This window comes from Cellulosimicrobium sp. XJ-DQ-B-000 (assembly GCF_031119065.1).
Taxonomy (GTDB): domain Bacteria; phylum Actinomycetota; class Actinomycetes; order Actinomycetales; family Cellulomonadaceae; genus Cellulosimicrobium; species Cellulosimicrobium funkei.
The window spans coordinates 181,338-199,035 of sequence record NZ_JAVHYN010000003.1 but is presented as its reverse complement, the minus strand read 5'-3'; the positions used below and the strand labels follow the sequence as shown (position 1 = coordinate 199,035).

Here is a 17,698-nt window from a genome sequence, read left to right as displayed (position 1 = left end):
AGCCCGGTCGGCGACATCGGCGACGAGAAGAAGGGCAGGTGACCAGTCTAGGCGGAGACGGGCTCGGCGCGCACGACCCACACGTGGTCCGCCGCGCGCAGACCGAGCTGGGCGGGCGCCGCCGGGCGACCTTCCGGCACCGGCTCGACGCCCTCCGCCGGCGGCGACCAGACGACCGAGAGGATGCCCGCGTACTCGCGGCGCTCGCGGACCTCGACGCCCGTGTCGAGGCCGACGCCGATCTCGGCGAGGTAGCGCAGCACGTCGGGGTCGGCGTCGGAGATCCGCACCACCGTGCCGCGGTCGCCGACGACGAGCTCCGCGAGCGGGACCGCGGGCGGGCGGACGACGGTCCCGTCGGCGCCGGGGATCGGGTCGCCGTGCGGGTCGCGCGTGGGGTGCCCGAGGCGCGCGTCGATGCGCTCGATGAGCAGGTCGGAGACCGCGTGCTCGAGCACCTCCGCCTCGTCGTGGACCTCGTCCCACCCGTAGCCGAGCTCGGACACGAGGTACGTCTCGAGGAGCCGGTGGCGGCGCACCATCGCGAGCGCGAGGCTGCGGCCGCGCTCGGTGAGCGTGATCGCGCCGTACGGCGCGTGCTCGAGCAGACCCTGGGCGCTGAGCCGCCGGACCGTCTCGGAGACGGTCGAGGCCCCGACGCCGATGCGCTCGGCGAGGAGCTTCGTCGTCACGCGCTCGTCCGCCCACTCCTGAGCGGCCCAGACGACCTTGAGGTAGTCCTGGGCGACGGGCGTCAGGTCGGTCGGGTGGTCCACCCGACCACCCTAGGTCACGGCGTCCGGCGGGGGCTCAGGGGGTCGCGGACCGGACGAGCTCGAGCCGCACCTCGACCGTCCCCTCGTCGCGCACCTGCACGGGCGCGTCGGGCGGCACCGCGATGCCGAAGTCGGAGAAGCGCACGCCGATCGCCCCGGTCGCGAGCACCCCCTGGCCCGACCGCTGCACGTCGAGCGCGACCGTCACGGCCTGGGTCTCGTCGCGGATCGTCAGCGCCCCCGCGGCCTGGAGCCGGACCGTCTCGTCGGTGGCCGCGAGCTCGCTCACGTCGAGCGGCGAGGTGAGCGAGAAGAGCGTGGTCGGGTACAGGTCCGTCTCGAGCGCCTGCTGGAGCTGGCGGTCCGCGACGGACGACCCGGTGCGGAGCGCGGTCGTCGCGACGGTCACCGTCGCGGTCTGCAGCTCCCCGTCCGCGACGCGCAGCGTGCCGGTGACGTCCGGCGTGGTGCCGAGGAGCACCGCCTCGTCCGCCGGGACGTCGAGGACGTCCGCGCGGAAGCCCGCCTCGGAGCCCGGCGCGACGACCCACTCGCCGTCCACGTCGAAGGGCCCGGGCGCGGCCGGGGCCGCGGACGCCGTCTCCTCCCCCGGCGACTGCAGACCCAGCGGGGGCGGGGTGCGGCCCTCCTGCACCTCCGAGTACACGAACGGGGCGAGGAGCACCACGACGAGCGCGAGGACCACCGACACGACGATCCAGCGCGTCGACCTGCTCATACGCCCCATCCTGCCGTGCCGCGCAGCGCGCGGCGAGCACCGACGCGCAACGGCTCAGCCCTCGCCCGCGGGTTCACCCCCGGCCGGGGCGTCGACGGGCGCGTCGCCGTCGGGCACGTCGCTCTCGGTGCCGACCTCGGTGCCGTCCTCGTCGGGCTCCCCGACGACCGGCTCGCCCGACGGCGTGGGCCACGCGATCCGCGGCCAGACCTTCGCGGACTCGTCCGTCCCGATCTGCACGAGCTGCCAGTCGACGATGCGCCGCCGCTCGGGGTCGAAGCGCAGCACCGTCATCTCCGCGGTGCCCTTGAGCGGGCCGATGCGGAGCTGGTCCTTGACCGCGCCCGCGGTGCTCCCGCTCACGTACCGGACGCCCCCGCCCGTCCGCTCCGGACCGGACCGGGTGTGCATGTGCCCGGAGACCTGGTTCGGGACGCAGCCGGAGTCGATCGCCTCGTTCCCCATGCGGGGCGTGTGGATGAGGAGGAGGTCGATCGGGTCGCCGCCCTCCTGCTCGGCGCACGCGACCTCGGTCAGCCGGGCCGCGTACTCCTCCGGCGTCTCCTCGCGGGGCGGCTGGCTGCCGAGCCCGAGCCGCGTCTCGAGCGGGTCGCGGTCGCCGAGGATGCGGATCCCCTCGACCTCGACGACCTTGCCGTCCAGGACGGTCTGGCCGTTCGCGCGCTCCTGCGCCGAGGTCTCGACGCTGTCGTGGTTGCCGTCGGCGACGACCATCGTCACGCCCTTCGGCACCGCGGAGGCGAACGAGTCGACGCAGAACGACTCGACGGCCGTGCCGTTCATCGTGGTGTCGCCGGCGTTGAGGACGACCGACGCCCCCGACCGCTCCACCGCGGTCCGGATGAGCGGGGCCATGCCGGTGTTGCAGTGCAGGTCGCTCACCACGAGGAGCGTGACGAGGTCCTCCTCCGCCGCGGGGGCGGGCCGCGGCGTCGGCCCGTCGCCCGACTCGGTGTCGGTCTCGCTGTCGGAGCCGTCGTCGGGCGCGCCGGGCTCGTCGGCTCCCGCGTCGGTCCCGTCGTCCGTGCCCGACGTCGTCCCCTCCGTCGCGTCCGGGGCGTCGCCCGTCGCGTCGGAGGACGCGCCGTCGGACGGCTCGTCGGAGGCTCGGTCGTCGGACGTGCCCGCCGCGGCGGGACGCGGCGCGGTGAGGCGCTGGATCCGGTCGCGCCGGTCCCAGGCCGCGACGAGGTGGGCGTCCGCGCGCGCGTAGAAGTCCTCGTTCTCGCGGTAGAGGTCGATGAGCATCGCGCCGTAGGTGTCGACGACGCCCGCGAGCCGGCCGGTGATGCGCGCGCCCTCGAGGGGGGTCCCGTCGAACACGGCGGACGCGCGCTGGGACGGCCCGGCCGTCGTGCCCGGGTCGCTCGCGACGAGCGACGCCCCGACGAGCGAGACGAGCACGACGCCCGCCGTGATCTCGTACGTGCGCGGCGCGACCCGCTCGCTGAGCTCGCGCCGGCGCGGCGGGCCGAGCAGGAGGTAGAGACCCGCACCGACGGCCGCGACGACGAGGATCGCGAACCCCGTGCGGCGCAGCGCGTCGACGACGAGGGCGCGCGCGACGGAGCCGATCGTCTCCTGCGGGCCGCCGAAGAAGCGGAGGTAGTCCTCGAGGTCCTGGGACAGGCCCTCCAGCGTGTCTGCCTGCCCGACGGCCGTGAGGTCGGCAGGGATCTCCTCGACCGTGACGTCGGCGCCCAGGCCGAGCGGCAGCGGCGAGTCGATCTGGATCGTCCCGAGCGGGCCGAGGTCGACGGTGACGAGGCCGTTCGTCGTGACCTCGTACAGCGCCTCGTGCGGGCCGAGGCTGCGCTCGGCCGTCGCCGTCGTGACCCCCCACACGACGCACGGCACGAGGGCGAGCAGGATGCCGAGGGTCCAGCGGACCCAGCGGGGCGGGGTGCGGTGCGGACGGCTCATCACCGCCCAGCCTCCCGGATCGCGGCTCTCGTCGCCAACCGCGAGCGCCGCGCGCCCCGCCGCGAGGGTGCGGCGGGGCGCGCGAGGCGGCGCGCCGTCAGGACTTCGCGCCCCGCAGCGTGACGAGCGCCACGCCCGCGGCGACGAGCATGAGCACCACGCCGATGAGCGACGTCGTGCCGACGCCGCTGCCGAACGCGGCGTGCGCGGAGTCGAGCAGCGCCTGCGCCTGCCCGGCGGGCAGGGTCGAGGCGACCTGGGTCGCGCCGCCGAGCGTCTCGGCCGCGGCGACGGCGTCGGCCGCGGGGACGCCCTGCGGGACGACGACGTTCGCGTGGTACGACGCCGTGAGGATGCTCCCCAGGACCGCCGTGCCGAGCACGGCGCCCACCTCGTACGCGGTCTCGGAGATCGCGGACGCGGCACCCGCCTTCGCGGCGGGGACGGACGACACGATGAGGTCGTTCGAGACGGTCTCGGCCGCGCCCACGCCGAGCGAGAGCACGACGAACGCCACCATGAGCAGCGCGAGCGTGCTCTGCCCGGCGCCCGCGGCGACGATCGCGTAGCCCGTCGCGGAGAACAGCAGCGCGACGGCGACGACGTGCGCCGGGCGCACGCGCCGCACCACCCGGACAACGCCGAGCCCGGCGACGATCATGACGACCAGCCCCGGCAGGAGCGCGACGCCGGCCTGCATCGGGCCGAGCCCGAGCACGAGCTGGACGTCCTGCGACACGAAGAACAGGAAGCCGACGAGCGAGAACACGGACAGCAGGTTGACGAGCACCGCGCCGCTGAAGGCACCGCGCGTGAAGAGGCGCACGTCGATCATGGGGTTGGACCGGTGGAGCTGACGGCGCACGAACAGCACGCCCGCGGCGAGCCCGACGGCGACGCTCGCGAGCGCGACCACGCTCGGGCCGGACTTCGCGAAGGTCTTGATGCCGTAGACGACCGGGGTCATGGTCGCCATGACGAGCACGATCGACAGGACGTCGATCCGGCCCGGCGCGGGGTCGCGCGACTCGGGCACGAAGAACGGCGCGAGCGCGAGCAGCAGCACGAGCACCGGGACGGCGAGGAGGAAGACCGAGCCCCACCAGAAGTGCTCGAGGAGGAAGCCGCCGACGATCGGCCCGAGCGCGGACCCGGCCGCGAACCCGGCGGCCCAGACGGCGATGGCGAGCCGGCGCTCCTCGCGGTCGGTGAAGACGTTGCGCAGGATCGAGAGCGTCGACGGCATGAGCATGGCGCCGAAGAAGCCGAGCGCGGCGCGCGACGCGACGAGCGCTCCGGCGCTGGGCGCGTAGGCCGCGACCACGGAGACGGCGGCGAAGCCCACCGCACCGGTGAGGAGCAGCCGACGGCGGCCGACGCGGTCGGCGAACGAGCCCATCGGCACGAGCAGACCGGCGAGCACGAGCGGGTAGATGTCGATGATCCACAGCAGCTGCGTCCCGGTGGGGCGCAGCGACTCGGAGATCTGGGGCAGCGCGAAGCTGAGCACGGTGTTGTCGACCGACACGAGCAGCACCGGGAGCATGAGCACGGCGAGCGCGAACCAGCGGCCGGCGGCGCCGCGCGCGGGTCCACGCGTCGCGGGCTCGTGCTGGGCGGTGGTCCCGGTCGGGGTCGTCGTCACGGGGGTCGTCACGGCGAGGGGTCCTTCCACGTCTTCCGGGCGGCCGGGGCGACGCGGTGGCGCCGAACTTCCAGACCGTCCAGACGGTATAGTAACGACGGGGCGGGCCACCGTCATCCCGCCCTCGACTGTGACGCTGCGCACCGCGGCGCCTCCCCCGACCGGCGCCCCCGCACCGGCCGCGGGCTCGCGGCTCACCGGCCTGCGGGTCCGCACGGGCCGACTACCCTCGGTGCCATGCCGCCGCCCCCCGCTGCTCGCGCCAAGGTCCTGCGGGCGTTCGCGTCCCTGCTCGTCGAGCAGGGCGAGCGCGCCGCCACGCTCGAGGCGGTCGCCGAGCGCGCCGGGGTGTCCAAGGGCGGGCTGCTCTACCACTTCGGCTCCAAGGACGCGCTCGCCGATGGCCTCACCGAGCACCTCCGGGAGCTCACCGCCGCCGACGTGGAGGCCATGCGCGCCGCCCCCGCGGGGGCCGTCGACTACCTCATCCGCACCTCGACGCTCGTCGACACGGAGTTCGAGCTCGTCTACCTCGCCGTGTCCCGGCTCGCGCAGGGGTCGTACCCGCGCGCCCGTGCTGCGCTCGACGGCGCGCACGACGCGTGGACCCGCGCCGTGCTCGACGAGGTCGGCGACCCCGTCGTCGCCCACGCGATCGTCCTGCTCAGCGACGGCCTCTACGCGCACGCCGCGCTGAGCAGCGACGTGCTCGGCCGCGTCACGGGCGGCGACGAGGGGGACGACGGCGACGGCACGGCGGACGAGGACCTCGCCTTCCGCGGCCCCCGCCCCGGCGACGACGTGGACGACCTCCTCGGCCTCATCGGCGAGCTCGTCGCGCTGCGACGCCCGGACGGAGCGGCGCAACGCCAGAGATCCTGACCGTGCCGACGAGCACCTCGGAGCCCCGACGCCCAAACCCTCGAGCACGAGGACGACGTCGCCGAGGCCGAGCATCGCCGGGCGGTGGCGGCGCTCACGACGGTCTCGGAGCACTACGCGGCGGCCGACTACCTCGACGACGTCCGGGCGGGCTGGGACGAGCGATCGTCGCCGACGCGAACGTCGTGATCGCTGTGTCCAACCCTTCCGGCGTGCACCACACCGAGGCGACGTCGCTCGTCCTCGAGCACGGACAGCACGGGATCGTTCGTCACTTCCTCGCCCTCGCCGAGATGCTCGTCGGTCCCGCGCGAGCAGGCGCTCGGGTACAGGCACGTCACCGCCTGGACCTGGCGGGTTCGGCCTCTCCGCGCCGGCTCAGCCCTCGTAGGCGGCGCGCAACGGCACCAGGTCGAGCTTGGACTGCGTCATCATCACGTCCACGACGCGCTGCACGCGCGCCGGGTCGGGGTCCTGCAGCATCGCGAGGAACTCGAGCGGCACGACCTGCCACGACAGCCCGAACCGGTCCTTGAGCCAGCCGCACTGCGACTCCTGGCCGCCGTCGGCGAGCGCCGCCCAGTACTCGTCGACCTCGTCCTGGGACTCGCACTCGACGACGAACGACACCGCCTCGGTGAAGGGGAACTGCGGCCCGCCGTTGATGGCGTCGAACCGCTGGCCGGCGAGCTCGAAGTCCGCCGACACGGCGGTGCCGTCGGGCTGGCGGAACACGTCGCCGACCTTCGCGTCGGGGAAGACGCTCGAGTAGAACGTGATGGCCTCCACGAGGTTGCCGTCGAACCACAGGCTCGGCACGATCGCACGCATCGTCGTCTCCTTCGCAGGGCCTCGCGGGCGGCCGGTCGACCGCCCACCCGTTCCGACGGGCGCCGAGCGCGGAACTCATCGCACCCGCCCGGGATCGCGCGGTGCGCGCCCGCCCGCCGCCCGGTGCTAGGCGGACGCCTTCTTCCGGGTCGTCTTCGAGGTGGTGGACTTCTCCTTGGTGGAGGCGGCGCGGCTCGTGCTCTTCTTCGCGGCCGGCTTCGACGCCGCCTTCTCCTTCGTGCCCGAGCTCTTGCTCGCGCTCGTCGACCGGGAACCGCTCGACCCCTTGCCCGACGACGAGCTCGCGCGGCCGGAGCCGGACTTCCCGGTCGACCCGGAGCCCGACCCGGACCGTGAACCTGAGCCTGAACCTGAGGCCTTCCCCCCGCTCGCGCGCGAGCTCTTGGACGACGCGACCGACTTGCGCAGCGCCTCCATGAGGTCGATGACCTCCGCGCCCTCGCTCTCCTCCGGCTGCTCGCCGAAGGTCTCGGCGGTGTCGAGCGCGTCGCCCTGCTCGAGCTTGGCCTCGATGAGCTGGCGGAGCTGCGCCTGGTAGTCGTCCTCGTACTCCTCCGGCGTGAAGTCCGCCTCGAAGCTCGCGACGAGCTGCGCCGACATGGCGAGCTCCTTGTCGGTCACCCTCGCCTCGTCGTCGAGCGAGGGGAACGCGGCCTCGCGCACCTCGTCGGCCCACAGCAGCGTCTGGAGCACGAGCACGTCGTCCCGCACGCGCAGCGCCGCGAGCCGCGTGCGCTGGCGGAGCGCGAACTTCACGATCGCCGTCCGGTCGGTCTCCTCGAGCGTGCGCCGCATGAGCACGTACGCCTTGTTGGACTTCGAGTCGGGCTCCAGGTAGTAGCTGCGGTCGAGCAGGAGCGGGTCGATCTGCTCGCTCGGCACGAACTCCACGACCTCGATCTCGCGGCTGCGCTCGGCGGGGAGCGCGGCGAAGTCCTCGCTCGTCAGCACGACGGTGCGCTCGCCGTCGTCGTACGCCTTGTCGATGTGCTCGTACGGCACGACCTCGCCGTCGATCTCGCACACGCGCCGGTAGCGGATGCGGCCGCCGTCCTTGTCGTGGACCTGGTGCAGCGGCACGTCGTGGTCCTCCGTCGCGGAGTACACCTTGACCGGCACGTTGACGAGGCCGAACGTGATGGCGCCCTTCCAGATGGCCCTCATCCGTCCATGGTGGCGTCACCGGCGCCCGCCCGCGAGGGATACGGCGCGACGTCGGCACCCGCGTGTGGGTGGCCCGCGGCACCATGGACGGGTGGCGGGGACGAGGTTCGAGTTCGAGGCCGAGCTGTGGCGGTGGGAGGCGCGCACCGACAGCTGGGTGTTCGCCGCGCTCCCGGAGGACGTGAGCGACGAGATCGCGGAGCTGCCGCTGCCGCCCGCGGGGTTCGGCTCGGTCAAGGTCGAGGTGACGCTCGGGGCGCAGCGCTGGTCCACGTCGGTGTTCCCCGACGCGCAGCGCAAGACGTTCGTCGTGCCGATCAAGGCCGCGGTCCGCCGCGCCGAGGGCGTTGACGTCGGCGACCGGGTGCGGATCGGCGTCGAGACGCTGGTCTGAGCGGCCCGACGTCGTCGCGCGGCCCGCGCGGGAGCGTCGCCTCAGCCGTCGTGGCGGCGTTCGTGGAACGCCTCGTCGGCGACCTGCGCCGTCCGCATGAAGCTCTCCATCACCTCGCGCGGCGTGGCGAGCTCGTCGGTGTTCTCGACCGGCTCCGGCACGCCGTCGAGGCTGCGGACCTCGTCGTGGATGCGCTCCATCGTCGTGTCGAGGGTCGCGGCGACGTCCGCCGCGAGCTTGAGCGCGTCCGTCAGGTGCTGAGGCACGTCCCGCTGGTACTTGTAGTAGATCTTGTGCTCCAGGCTCGCCCAGAAGTCCATGGCGATCGTGCGGAGCTGGATCTCGACGACGACGTCCTCGACGCGGTCGGAGAGGAACACCGGCACCTGGACGATGAGGTGCAGGCTCTTGTAGCCGTTGCCCTTCGGGTGCGCGATGTAGTCGCGCTCCTCCAGGACCGTGAGGTCGCGCTGGCCCACGAGCAGGTCGCGCACGCGGTAGATGTCGGAGACGAACGCGCACGTGACCCGGACGCCCGCGACGTCGAACATGTTCTCCCGCACGCCCTCCGGGGTGAGCGGGATCCCCTTGCGCCGCGCCTTCGCGACGATCGACTCGAGCGACTTCAGGCGCGAGCCCAGGTGCTCGATCGGGTTGTCGTCGTGCACGTGCCGGAACTCGTCGCGGAGCACGGTGATCTTCGTCATCACCTCGTCGATGCCGAACTTGTAGTTCATCATCAGGCGACGGAACTCGCGGACGCGGGGACCGATCTCCGCGGGGAGCGGTACGTCGTCGGTCGTCAGGTGCGTCACGGTGATCCTCTCGGTCCGGCATCGACCCGGGGCGGGCTCCCCGGCCGGTCGGACAGCCCCACCCAGTGTCCACGGTCGAGGGCGCCGAGAAGTTCCCGCCACGGCGGGCGACGCCGTCGGGCCCGCGCCACGATGGGCCCATGGCCACCACATCCAGCCGGGCGGGCGAGACGGTGAACGTCGGTGGTCACCGCCTGCGGCTCACCAACCTGGACAAGGTCCTCTACCCCGCCACCGGCACGACGAAGGCCGACGTCCTCGCGTACCTCGCGGCCGTCGCCGACGTCATGCTCCCCCACTGCGCCAACCGGCCCGCGACGCGCAAGCGGTGGCCCGACGGCGTCGACGGCCAGGTGTTCTTCCAGAAGAACGCGGGCCAGGGCGTCCCGTCCTGGGTGCGCACGCGGCGCATCCAGCACAAGAGCAGCGCCAACGACTACGTGCTGGTGAACGACCTCGCGACCCTCACGTGGCTCGGCCAGACGGCGTCGCTCGAGCTCCACGTGCCGCAGTGGCAGTTCGGCCGCACCGGGGCGCACCTCGACCCCGACCGCCTCGTCCTCGACCTCGACCCCGGCCCGGGGGCCGGGCTGGCCGAGTGCGCGGAGGTCGCACGCCAGGCGCGGCAGATCCTCCAGGGCATGGGCCTCGAACCCCTGCCCGTGACGAGCGGGTCCAAGGGCATCCACCTGTACGCCGCGCTCGACGGCAAGCAGGACGCGGCGGCCGTCTCCGCCGTCGCGCACGAGCTCGCCCGCTACCTGGAGGCCGAGCACCCCGACCTCGTCGTGAGCGACATGAAGAAGTCGCTGCGCGGCGGCAAGGTGCTCGTGGACTGGAGCCAGAACAACGGCAACAAGACGACGATCGCGCCCTACTCGCTGCGCGGGCGGGAGCACCCCACCGTCGCCGCGCCCCGCACCTGGGAGGAGCTCGACGACCCGGACCTGCGCCACCTGGACCTCGACGAGGTCGTCGAGCGCGTGCGCACCCTGGGCGACCCGCTCGCCGCGCTCACGCAGGGACACCTCTCCGCGCTCGAGCCCACGCCCGCGCGCATGGCGACGTTCGAGCGCAAGGGGGGTGCGGCGTCGGGCAGCGGGACCGCGGACGGCGGGACGGACGACGAGCGGCCCGACCGCCTGCACCGGTACCGCTCCATGCGCGACGCCGGGCGCACGCCCGAGCCCGTCCCGGACGAGGCGCCGCCGCCGAGCGCGGGCAACAGCTTCGTCATCCAGGAGCACCACGCCCGCCGCCTGCACTGGGACTTCCGGCTGGAGCACGACGGCGTCCTCGTGAGCTGGGCGCTCCCGCGCGGCGAGCCGACCGACCCGAAGAAGAACCACCTCGCCGTCCAGACCGAGGACCACCCGCTCGCCTACGGCTCGTTCGAGGGCACGATCCCGAAGGGCGAGTACGGCGCCGGCGAGGTGACCATCTGGGACGCCGGCACGTACGAGCTCGAGAAGTGGCGCGACGGCGAGGAGGTCATCGTCACGCTCCACGGCGAGCAGCACGGCACGCGCCGCCTCGCGCTCATCCACACGGGCGGCCGCGACGGCCGCGACGAGGACAACTGGCTGATCCACCTCATGGCGCCGAGGCCGAGCCGTCCGGGCGAGAGCGCGCGGGGTCGGGGCGCCGGGGGTGGGGAGGAGGCGCCGGGTCTACCATCCGCGGCTCGTCCCTCGCCGGTCCCGCCAGACCCGCCACGACCCGGCACCTCCTCCCCACCCCCGGCTTCGCGGTCGGCTCGGGGCGCGTCCTCGCCCGACCACGACGACACGCCGGAGCCGCGGCCGGCTCGGACGGACTGGCGGCCGATGCTCGCGTCGCCCGCGTCGGCGGGCGACCTGCACGACGGCGACGCGTGGGCGTTCGAGATGAAGTGGGACGGGTTCCGGACGCTCGCGCACGTGTCCGAGGGTCGCGTGCGGCTCGTGAGCCGCTCGGGCAAGGACATGTCGGTGACGTACCCGGAGCTGCAGGCGCTCGCGGAGCAGGTCCCGGCCGAGGCGCTGCCGGTGGTCCTGGACGGGGAGATCGTCGCGCTCGACGCGCGGGGGCGGCCGAGCTTCCGGCGTCTCCAGCAGCGCGCGAACATCGCCAAGCCGGGGGACGTCGCCGCGGCGAGACGGCGGGTCACGGTCGACCTCATGGTGTTCGACGTCCTGGAGACCGGCGGGCGGTCGCTCGCGAAGCGCCCGTACGACGAGCGGCGCGAGGTGCTGGAGGACGTGCTGCGCGACGCCGTCGCCCCGGTGCACGTGCCGCCCGTGTTCGACGGGGACCTGGAGGCCGCGATGGAGACGTCGAGGCGGCTGGGGCTCGAGGGCGTGGTCGCGAAGCGGCGCGACGGGACGTACTCGTCGGGCCGCCGCTCGGCGCTGTGGCTGAAGCTCAAGCACGCGCAGTCGCAGGAGGTCGTCGTGGTCGGGTGGCGGCCGGGCCACGGCGAGCGGACGCACCTCGTCGGGTCCCTGCTGCTCGCCGTGCCAAACGACGGCCGCCTCGTCTACGTGGGCCGGGTCGGGTCGGGCTTCACGGACGCCGAGCGGCGCGACCTGGTCGCCGAGCTCGACCGGATCGGTCGCACGACGCCGCCCGCGGTGGGCGTGCCGCGCGAGGACGCGCGCGACGCGCACTGGGTGTCCCCGCGGCGGGTCGCGGAGGTCGTCTACGCCGAGTGGACGGGCGCCGGGGAGGGCGACGGGGACGACGTCCCGTTCGGCAAGCTGCGCCACCCCGTGTGGAAGGGATGGCGCCGGGACAAGTCGCCGGACGACGTCGTGCTGGAGGCGCCCGCGACGTTCGAGGGCTGACCCGGCCGGGGCCCTCGGTCGGTCGCCGCATCGCGCTCGCGGAGCGCTCGGCGCGATTGGTATACCATTTGGCCATGGCTGCCCCTCCCGTCCCGCGTCGCACCGACCGGCCCGGGAACCGTCGGCCGCGCCGCGTGGTGGCGTGGGCCGCGGCGCTCGGCGTCGCCGTCCTCGCCGCGTGCACGCCCGGCGGGGCGGGCGACGACGCCGCGCCCGCTGCACCGCCGAGCCCGGCCGCCTCGCCGCAGACTCCCGCGACGACGCCCGCGGACGGCCCGACGACCCCCGCACCCGACGCCGTCCCCGCCGTCGAGACCCCGCGCTTCCTGCTCGCGACCGAGGCGGAGTCCGACGGGCTCGCGGTCGTCGACCCGACGATCCGGGAGGGCAGCGCCGTCGTCGACCGCATCGAGGTGGGGGCCGCGCCGTGGGGCGTCGCGGTGCACGCCCCGACGATGCGCGCCTACGTCTCGACGGCCCAGGGCGTCGCCGTCGTGAACCTCGCGACGCGCGAGCGGGTCGACCTCCTCCCCTACCGGGACGCGCCCGCGCGCGTCGCGTTCGGCGAGTACCGCCGCGGCGGCATGGGCATCGCCGTCTCGCCCGACGGCGCCCGCGTCCACGTCGCCGTCCACCGCGGCGACTCGTCGACGCTCGAGACGATCGACGTCGCGTCGCGCGAGGTCGTCGCGAGCACCCCCGTGGGGCTGCGACCGTTCGACGTGCTCGTCGCCGCCGACGGCAGCGAGGTCTACACCGTCGACCACGACACGTTCTCCGTGCACGTCGTCGACACCACGACGTTCGAGGCCCGGCGGATCGAGGTCGCGCCGTTCGGCACGGACGGCGGCCTCGCGTCGTTCGAGAAGCCGCACTACGCGGTGCTCGACGACGACGGCTCGCTCCTGCTGCCCTACCAGGGCCGCGTGCTGGTCCGCCTCGACCCGGCCACCGGCACGACGACGACCGTCGCCTCGGCGGCGGACAGCCACCAGCACGGCGTCGCCCGCGCGCCCGACGGCCGCGTCGTCGTCGTGGGCAACGGCCCGTTCGGCAACGCCACGGGCGGGCCGAACGTGACGGTGCTCGACCCGGCGACCGGCGCGGAGCAGGTCACCTCGCTCACGCGCCGCCACGAGACCGTGACGACGTGGACCGACCCCGCGACGGGGCGCCCGAGCGCCGTGCTCGCCGGCGGGTACACGCAGGCCGAGGCGTGGGACGGCGCGACCGTCGTCGACCTCGGCACGCTCGACACGTACGAGATCCAGATCCCCGGACGGCCCCAGGTGGTCGTCCCGCTGCCGGAAGGACCCGCCGCATGACCACCGCCCGCACCCCCGAGACCGTCACCGTCCTGCGCGACGTCCGCCCCTGGGGCGGCGAGCCGGTCGACCTGCACGTCGCGGACGGCCGCATCGCCGCGGTGACGCCGCACGACCCGGCAGCCGGCACGGCGCCGGAGGCCGGCGTGGTCGACGGCCGCGGCCTGCTCGCGCTCCCGGGCCTCGTCAACGCCCACGCGCACGTCGACAAGAGCTGGTGGGGCCGGCCCTGGGTGAGCTACGGCGGCGAGGCGACGACGCAGGGCCGCATCGCGCACGAGCGCGCGCACCGCGACGAGCTCGGCATCCCGGGCGTCGACGTGACGCTCACGGTGCTGCGCGAGTTCGTGCGGCACGGCACGACGGCGATCCGCACCCACGTCGACGTCGACCTCGGCCTGGGGCTGCGCGGCATCGAGGTCGTGCGCGAGGCGCTCGCCGCGCTGGACGGCGCCGTGCACGCCGAGATCGTCGCGTTCCCGCAGGACGGCGTGCTGCGCCGCCCCGGGGTGCTCGACCTGCTCGACGCGGCCGCCGCCGCGGGCGCCGAGCACGTCGGCGGCCTCGACCCGGCGTCGATCGACCGCGACCCCGTCGGCCAGCTCGACGGGCTGTTCGCGATCGCCGAGCGCCGCGGCGTCGGGATCGACGTGCACCTCCACGACGGCGGCGACCTCGGCGCGTTCCAGGTCGAGCTCATGATCGACCGCACCCTGCGCGCCGGCCTCCAGGGCAAGGTCAACGTGGCGCACGGCTTCGCGGTCGGCGACGTCCCGGCGTCGCGCCAGGCGGACCTCGTCGCCGCGATGGGCGAGGCCGGCATCACCATGACCACGGTGGCGCCGATCGGCGCCGTTCCCCTGCCCGTGCACGCGCTGCGCGCGGCGGGCGTCGCCGTCGGGCTCGGCACGGACGGCATCCGCGACCTGTGGTCCCCGTACGGGACGGGCGACCTCCTCGCGCTGACGACCCAGCTCGCCCGCCTCTCGCGCTTCCGGTACGACGAGGAGCTCGTCACCGCGGCGCGCGTCGCGACGTCCGACGCCGCGCGCTTCGTCGGCCGCGACGTCCACGACCTCGTCGTCGGCGCGCCCGCGGACGTGGTGCTCGTCGACGCGGAGAACGTGCCCGACGCCGTCGTGCGCGCCCCGCGCCGCGCGCTCGTCGTCGCGGGCGGCCGGGTCGTGGCCCGCGACGGCGACGTGCTCGTCTGACGTCGCGGGCCCCGAGCCGTCAGGCGCGCGGCGCCCTCGCGTGCGCCAGGGCCCAGTCGAGCGCGTGGTCCGCGACCGCCTCCCACCCTGGTGCCCCGCACGTCCAGTGGTCGCGACCCGCGAACTCGTAGTACTCCGTGAGCGCGGGCGAGGCCTCCCAGTGCTTGGCGTTCGAACGGTTCACGGCCGGCGGCATGACGTGGTCCTGCTCCCCCGCGACGAAGAGCAGGGGCGCCCGGTCCGCCGAGTAGTCGACCCACGTGTCCTGGTGCCCGGGCTTGAAGTTGGCGACGAGGCCGTACTCCCACACCCAGTGGCCGGGGGCGGGGATCGCGTACCGCTCCCAGACCGCGCGCGACGCCTCCTCGCTGAGCGTGTTCGTGAACGCGTAGTGGAACTCCTCGGGCGTGAAGCCGACGGCGCGGTGCCGGTTCGCGGGGTTGCGCAGCGCCGGGAAGAGGGAGCGCGCCTGGGACACCGGGGTGACGCGCACGCCCTCGGTGGGCGCCGAGTCGATCACGACGCCCGCGGCGCCGAGACCCCGCGCGAGCAGGAGCTGGGTGAGGGTGCCCCCGAACGAGTGGCCCATGATGATCGGCGGCGTGTCGAGCGCCTCGACGACGGAGGCCAGGTGGTCCAGGGTCTCCGGGACGGTGAGGTCGGCGATGAGCTGCGGGTTCTCCCGGAGCCCCTCGACCTCGATCTCGAAACCGGGGTAGCCGGGCGCCAGGACGGTGAGTCCCTGCTGCTCGTAGTGCGTGACCCACCCCTCCCAGCTCCGGGGGGTCATCCAGAGGCCGTGCACGAGCACGACGGTGTCGGGGCGCCGGGCAGGAGGCGCGGCGGCAGACGCCTCGGCGAGGTTCTCGGCAGGGTGCTCCGTGCGGTCGGTGTCGGTCATGGCGGGTTCCTCTCGGGCTCGGTGGCGGTGGAGAAGAGCGGGGACGCCACGTCGCGTCCCCCCGGCCGGCACCCCGCCGACCTGTCCTTCGAGAACCGTGCGCGGAGCCCTCCGTCGGACGCTACCGTTCCCGGGCGCCGGGCGACAGACCCTCTGGCCTCCCCCGTCGATGAGTTTCCGGGCTCGGGTGCGTCTATCCCGCGACACCCCTCGGGCCAGGCGCCCGCGACACCGGAGGACCCCATGAGCACCCAGATCTTCGTCAACCTGCCCGTCCAGGACCTCGACGCCGCCAAGGCGTTCTACACCGCGCTGGGGTACACGGTGAACGAGCAGTTCACGGACGAGAACGCGTCCTCGATCGTGCTCAGCGACACGATCTACGTGATGCTCCTCACCGCGGAGTTCGCGCAGCGGTTCACCAACAAGGCGATCGCCGACGCGACCGCCACGACCGAGGTCATCAACGCCCTGAGCGTCGGCTCCCGCGCCGAGGTCGACCGGCTCGCCGACGCCGCGTTCGCCGCCGGTGCTACGGCGGTCAAGGACCCCCAGGAGGAGGGCGGCTTCATGTACTCGCGGAGCTTCGCCGACCTCGACGGGCACCAGTGGGAGGTCCTTCACATGGACCCCACCGCGTTCGAGGGCTGACCGCACCGCGGGAATCCGTCGGGCGCCCGCGGGGTTGCCGCCCGTATGCGAGCCATCACCTACTCCCGCTACGGCGGCCCCGACGTCCTCGAGACGACCGACCTCCCGACCCCCAAGGTCGGCCCCGACTCCGTCCTCGTGCGCGTGCGCGCCGCGAGCGTGAACCCGGTGGACTGGAAGGTCCGCGAGGGGTACCTCGACCAGATCATGGATGTCGCGTTCCCTGTCGTCCCGGGCTGGGACGTCGCGGGCGTGGTCGAGCGCGTGGGCCTGGACACCCCCGAGCTCCAGGTCGGCGACGAGGTGTACGGGTACGTGCGCAAGGACGTCGTGGGCGGCGAGGTCTCGGGCGGCACGTTCGCCGAGCTCGTCGCGGCGCCCGTCCGGACGCTCGCGCGCAAGCCGGCGGCGTGGTCGTTCGAGGAGGCGGCGGCGGTGCCCCTCGCGGGGCTGACGGCGTACCAGACCATCCGACGCACCGGGCTCGCCGCGGGCCAGACGGTGCTCGTGCACGCCGCCGCCGGCGGCGTCGGGTCGTTCGCCGTCCAGATCGCGAAGGCGCTCGGGGCGCGCGTCCTCGGGACGGCGTCGGAGCGCAACCACGACTTCCTGCGCTCGCTCGGCGCGGAGCCGGTGACGTACGGCGACGGGCTCGCGGAGCGGGTCCGCGCGCTCGCGCCCGAGGGCGTGGACGTCGTCCTCGACTACGTGGGCGGCGACGCGCTCGACTCGGTCCCGCAGGTGCTGCGCGACGGCGGCACGGTCGCCTCGATCACGGACGCGCGAGCACGCGACGAGCTGGGCGGGCACTACGTGTGGGTGCGCCCCGACGCGGCCGACCTCGCCGAGCTCGCTCGGCTCGGCGACGAGGGCCTGCTGCGCCCGGAGGTCGCGGAGGTCTTCGACCTCGCCGACGCCGCCGACGCGCACCGCGCGAGCCAGTCCGGGCACGTGCGCGGCAAGGTCGTCGTGCGGGTCTGACCCTCCGAGACCGGCCCCGGCGGCGCCCGATCGACCCGCCGCGGGCCGGTCCGGCACGTCCGGGCCGGTCGGGCGGGCCGTCAGGCGGTGGGCGGTTCGCCCGGCAGCTCCCGCAGCGGCGACGTGAGGTCGCCGCCCGCGTCGCCCGTGTTGACCGTCCCCTGCCGCTCGACGAGCACCGCGGAGGTCTCGACGGCGGCACGCGGCCGGTGCTCGACGCCCCGCGGCACCACGAACAGGTCGTGCGGGCCCAGCACGACCGCGCGCTCGACGCCGCCGTCGCGCAGGTCGATCGTCAGCTCGCCGTCGAGCACGAGGAACAGCTCGTCGGTCTCGGGGTGGGTGTGCCAGACGAACTCGCCCAGCACCTTCACCACCTTGACGTCGGCGTCGTTGAGGCTCGCCACGCGGTGCGGCTGCCAGTGCCCGTCGAACGTGTCGAGGGCGGCGAGGAGGTTGCGCACGTCGGTCATGCGAACAGCCTGCCACTCCCGGACCCGAGCCGGACCGCCCAACCCGCGACGACCGGGACGGACCCGGCAGCCCGAGCGGACCGCGGAGGACCGACGCCGGGCCGCTCGGGTCGATCT

Annotated in this window: 16 protein-coding genes; 7 read left to right on the top strand and 9 right to left on the bottom strand. The window is 74.4% G+C overall.

Annotated features, from left to right (window positions below; genetic code table 11):
* Nucleotides 1-47 precede the first annotated feature (47 nt).
* The 4 genes from RDI86_RS07045 to RDI86_RS07030 form a co-directional block, all read right to left on the bottom strand.
* Nucleotides 48-776 carry a metal-dependent transcriptional regulator gene (locus RDI86_RS07045; RefSeq protein ID WP_061266759.1) on the bottom strand — a complete coding sequence of 243 codons (729 nt, stop codon included), beginning with the start codon at nucleotides 774-776 and terminating at the stop codon, nucleotides 48-50.
* A 34-nt stretch (nucleotides 777-810) separates the two neighbouring features.
* Nucleotides 811-1,515 carry a YceI family protein gene (locus tag RDI86_RS07040; protein ID WP_076405581.1) on the bottom strand — a complete coding sequence of 235 codons (705 nt, stop codon included), beginning with the start codon at nucleotides 1,513-1,515 and terminating at the stop codon, nucleotides 811-813.
* 54 nt (nucleotides 1,516-1,569) lie between these two features.
* Entirely contained in the window at nucleotides 1,570-3,459 is a 1,890-nt protein-coding gene (locus RDI86_RS07035; RefSeq protein ID WP_308821025.1) for a metallophosphoesterase, read from the bottom strand.
* A 97-nt stretch (nucleotides 3,460-3,556) separates the two neighbouring features.
* The gene (locus RDI86_RS07030) at nucleotides 3,557-5,116 is read right to left on the bottom strand and encodes an MFS transporter (RefSeq protein ID WP_241005732.1); all 1,560 of its coding nucleotides are present in this window, start codon (nucleotides 5,114-5,116) and stop codon (nucleotides 3,557-3,559) included.
* Between the two features lie 225 nt (nucleotides 5,117-5,341).
* Between RDI86_RS07030 and RDI86_RS07025 the strand changes: the two genes are divergently transcribed.
* Nucleotides 5,342-5,986 (top strand): helix-turn-helix domain-containing protein, encoded by a 645-nt coding sequence (locus tag RDI86_RS07025; RefSeq protein ID WP_308821024.1) that lies wholly within the window; start codon nucleotides 5,342-5,344, stop codon nucleotides 5,984-5,986.
* Between the two features lie 378 nt (nucleotides 5,987-6,364).
* Here RDI86_RS07025 and RDI86_RS07020 read toward each other — a convergent pair whose 3' ends face one another.
* Nucleotides 6,365-6,817, bottom strand: coding sequence for a VOC family protein (locus RDI86_RS07020; protein WP_308821023.1), 453 nt, complete (start codon nucleotides 6,815-6,817; stop codon nucleotides 6,365-6,367).
* A 126-nt stretch (nucleotides 6,818-6,943) separates the two neighbouring features.
* Nucleotides 6,944-8,002, bottom strand: a complete 1,059-nt coding sequence (locus RDI86_RS07015; protein ID WP_061266761.1) for a Ku protein — start codon at nucleotides 8,000-8,002, stop codon at nucleotides 6,944-6,946.
* 91 nt (nucleotides 8,003-8,093) lie between these two features.
* Between RDI86_RS07015 and RDI86_RS07010 the strand changes: the two genes are divergently transcribed.
* Nucleotides 8,094-8,396 (top strand): DUF1905 domain-containing protein, encoded by a 303-nt coding sequence (locus RDI86_RS07010; RefSeq protein WP_031315545.1) that lies wholly within the window; start codon nucleotides 8,094-8,096, stop codon nucleotides 8,394-8,396.
* Between the two features lie 41 nt (nucleotides 8,397-8,437).
* On the opposite strand, the gene RDI86_RS07005 is transcribed toward RDI86_RS07010, so the two are convergent.
* Entirely contained in the window at nucleotides 8,438-9,136 is a 699-nt protein-coding gene (locus tag RDI86_RS07005) for a GTP pyrophosphokinase family protein (protein ID WP_074809919.1), read from the bottom strand.
* A gap of 215 nt (nucleotides 9,137-9,351) precedes the next feature.
* On the opposite strand from RDI86_RS07005, the gene RDI86_RS07000 reads away from it, so the two are divergent.
* The 3 genes from RDI86_RS07000 (at nucleotide 9,352) to RDI86_RS06990 (ending at nucleotide 14,575) form a co-directional block, all read left to right on the top strand.
* A complete protein-coding gene (locus RDI86_RS07000; RefSeq protein WP_308821022.1) occupies nucleotides 9,352-12,036 on the top strand; it encodes an ATP-dependent DNA ligase in 2,685 nt (894 codons plus the stop codon).
* Between the two features lie 74 nt (nucleotides 12,037-12,110).
* Complete coding sequence (locus tag RDI86_RS06995; RefSeq protein ID WP_206153650.1) at nucleotides 12,111-13,361, top strand: YncE family protein; 1,251 nt, start codon at nucleotides 12,111-12,113, stop codon at nucleotides 13,359-13,361.
* Nucleotides 13,358-14,575 carry an amidohydrolase gene (locus RDI86_RS06990; RefSeq protein WP_308821021.1) on the top strand — a complete coding sequence of 406 codons (1,218 nt, stop codon included), beginning with the start codon at nucleotides 13,358-13,360 and terminating at the stop codon, nucleotides 14,573-14,575. Before RDI86_RS06995 ends, RDI86_RS06990 begins: the two co-directional genes overlap by 4 nt.
* Before the next feature lie 19 nt (nucleotides 14,576-14,594).
* On the opposite strand, the gene RDI86_RS06985 is transcribed toward RDI86_RS06990, so the two are convergent.
* Entirely contained in the window at nucleotides 14,595-15,476 is an 882-nt protein-coding gene (locus tag RDI86_RS06985) for an alpha/beta fold hydrolase (protein WP_308821020.1), read from the bottom strand.
* A gap of 243 nt (nucleotides 15,477-15,719) precedes the next feature.
* Here RDI86_RS06985 and RDI86_RS06980 point away from each other — a divergent pair, with 243 nt between their 5' ends.
* Together RDI86_RS06980 and RDI86_RS06975 are read left to right on the top strand one after the other, a co-directional pair.
* Nucleotides 15,720-16,127: a VOC family protein gene (locus RDI86_RS06980; RefSeq protein WP_034654698.1), complete on the top strand. Its 408-nt coding sequence runs from the start codon at nucleotides 15,720-15,722 to the stop codon at nucleotides 16,125-16,127.
* A gap of 45 nt (nucleotides 16,128-16,172) precedes the next feature.
* A complete protein-coding gene (locus RDI86_RS06975; protein WP_076405593.1) occupies nucleotides 16,173-17,108 on the top strand; it encodes an NADP-dependent oxidoreductase in 936 nt (311 codons plus the stop codon).
* An 80-nt stretch (nucleotides 17,109-17,188) separates the two neighbouring features.
* On the opposite strand, the gene RDI86_RS06970 is transcribed toward RDI86_RS06975, so the two are convergent.
* Nucleotides 17,189-17,581, bottom strand: a complete 393-nt coding sequence (locus RDI86_RS06970) for a cupin domain-containing protein (protein WP_034654712.1) — start codon at nucleotides 17,579-17,581, stop codon at nucleotides 17,189-17,191.
* Nucleotides 17,582-17,698 lie beyond the last annotated feature (117 nt).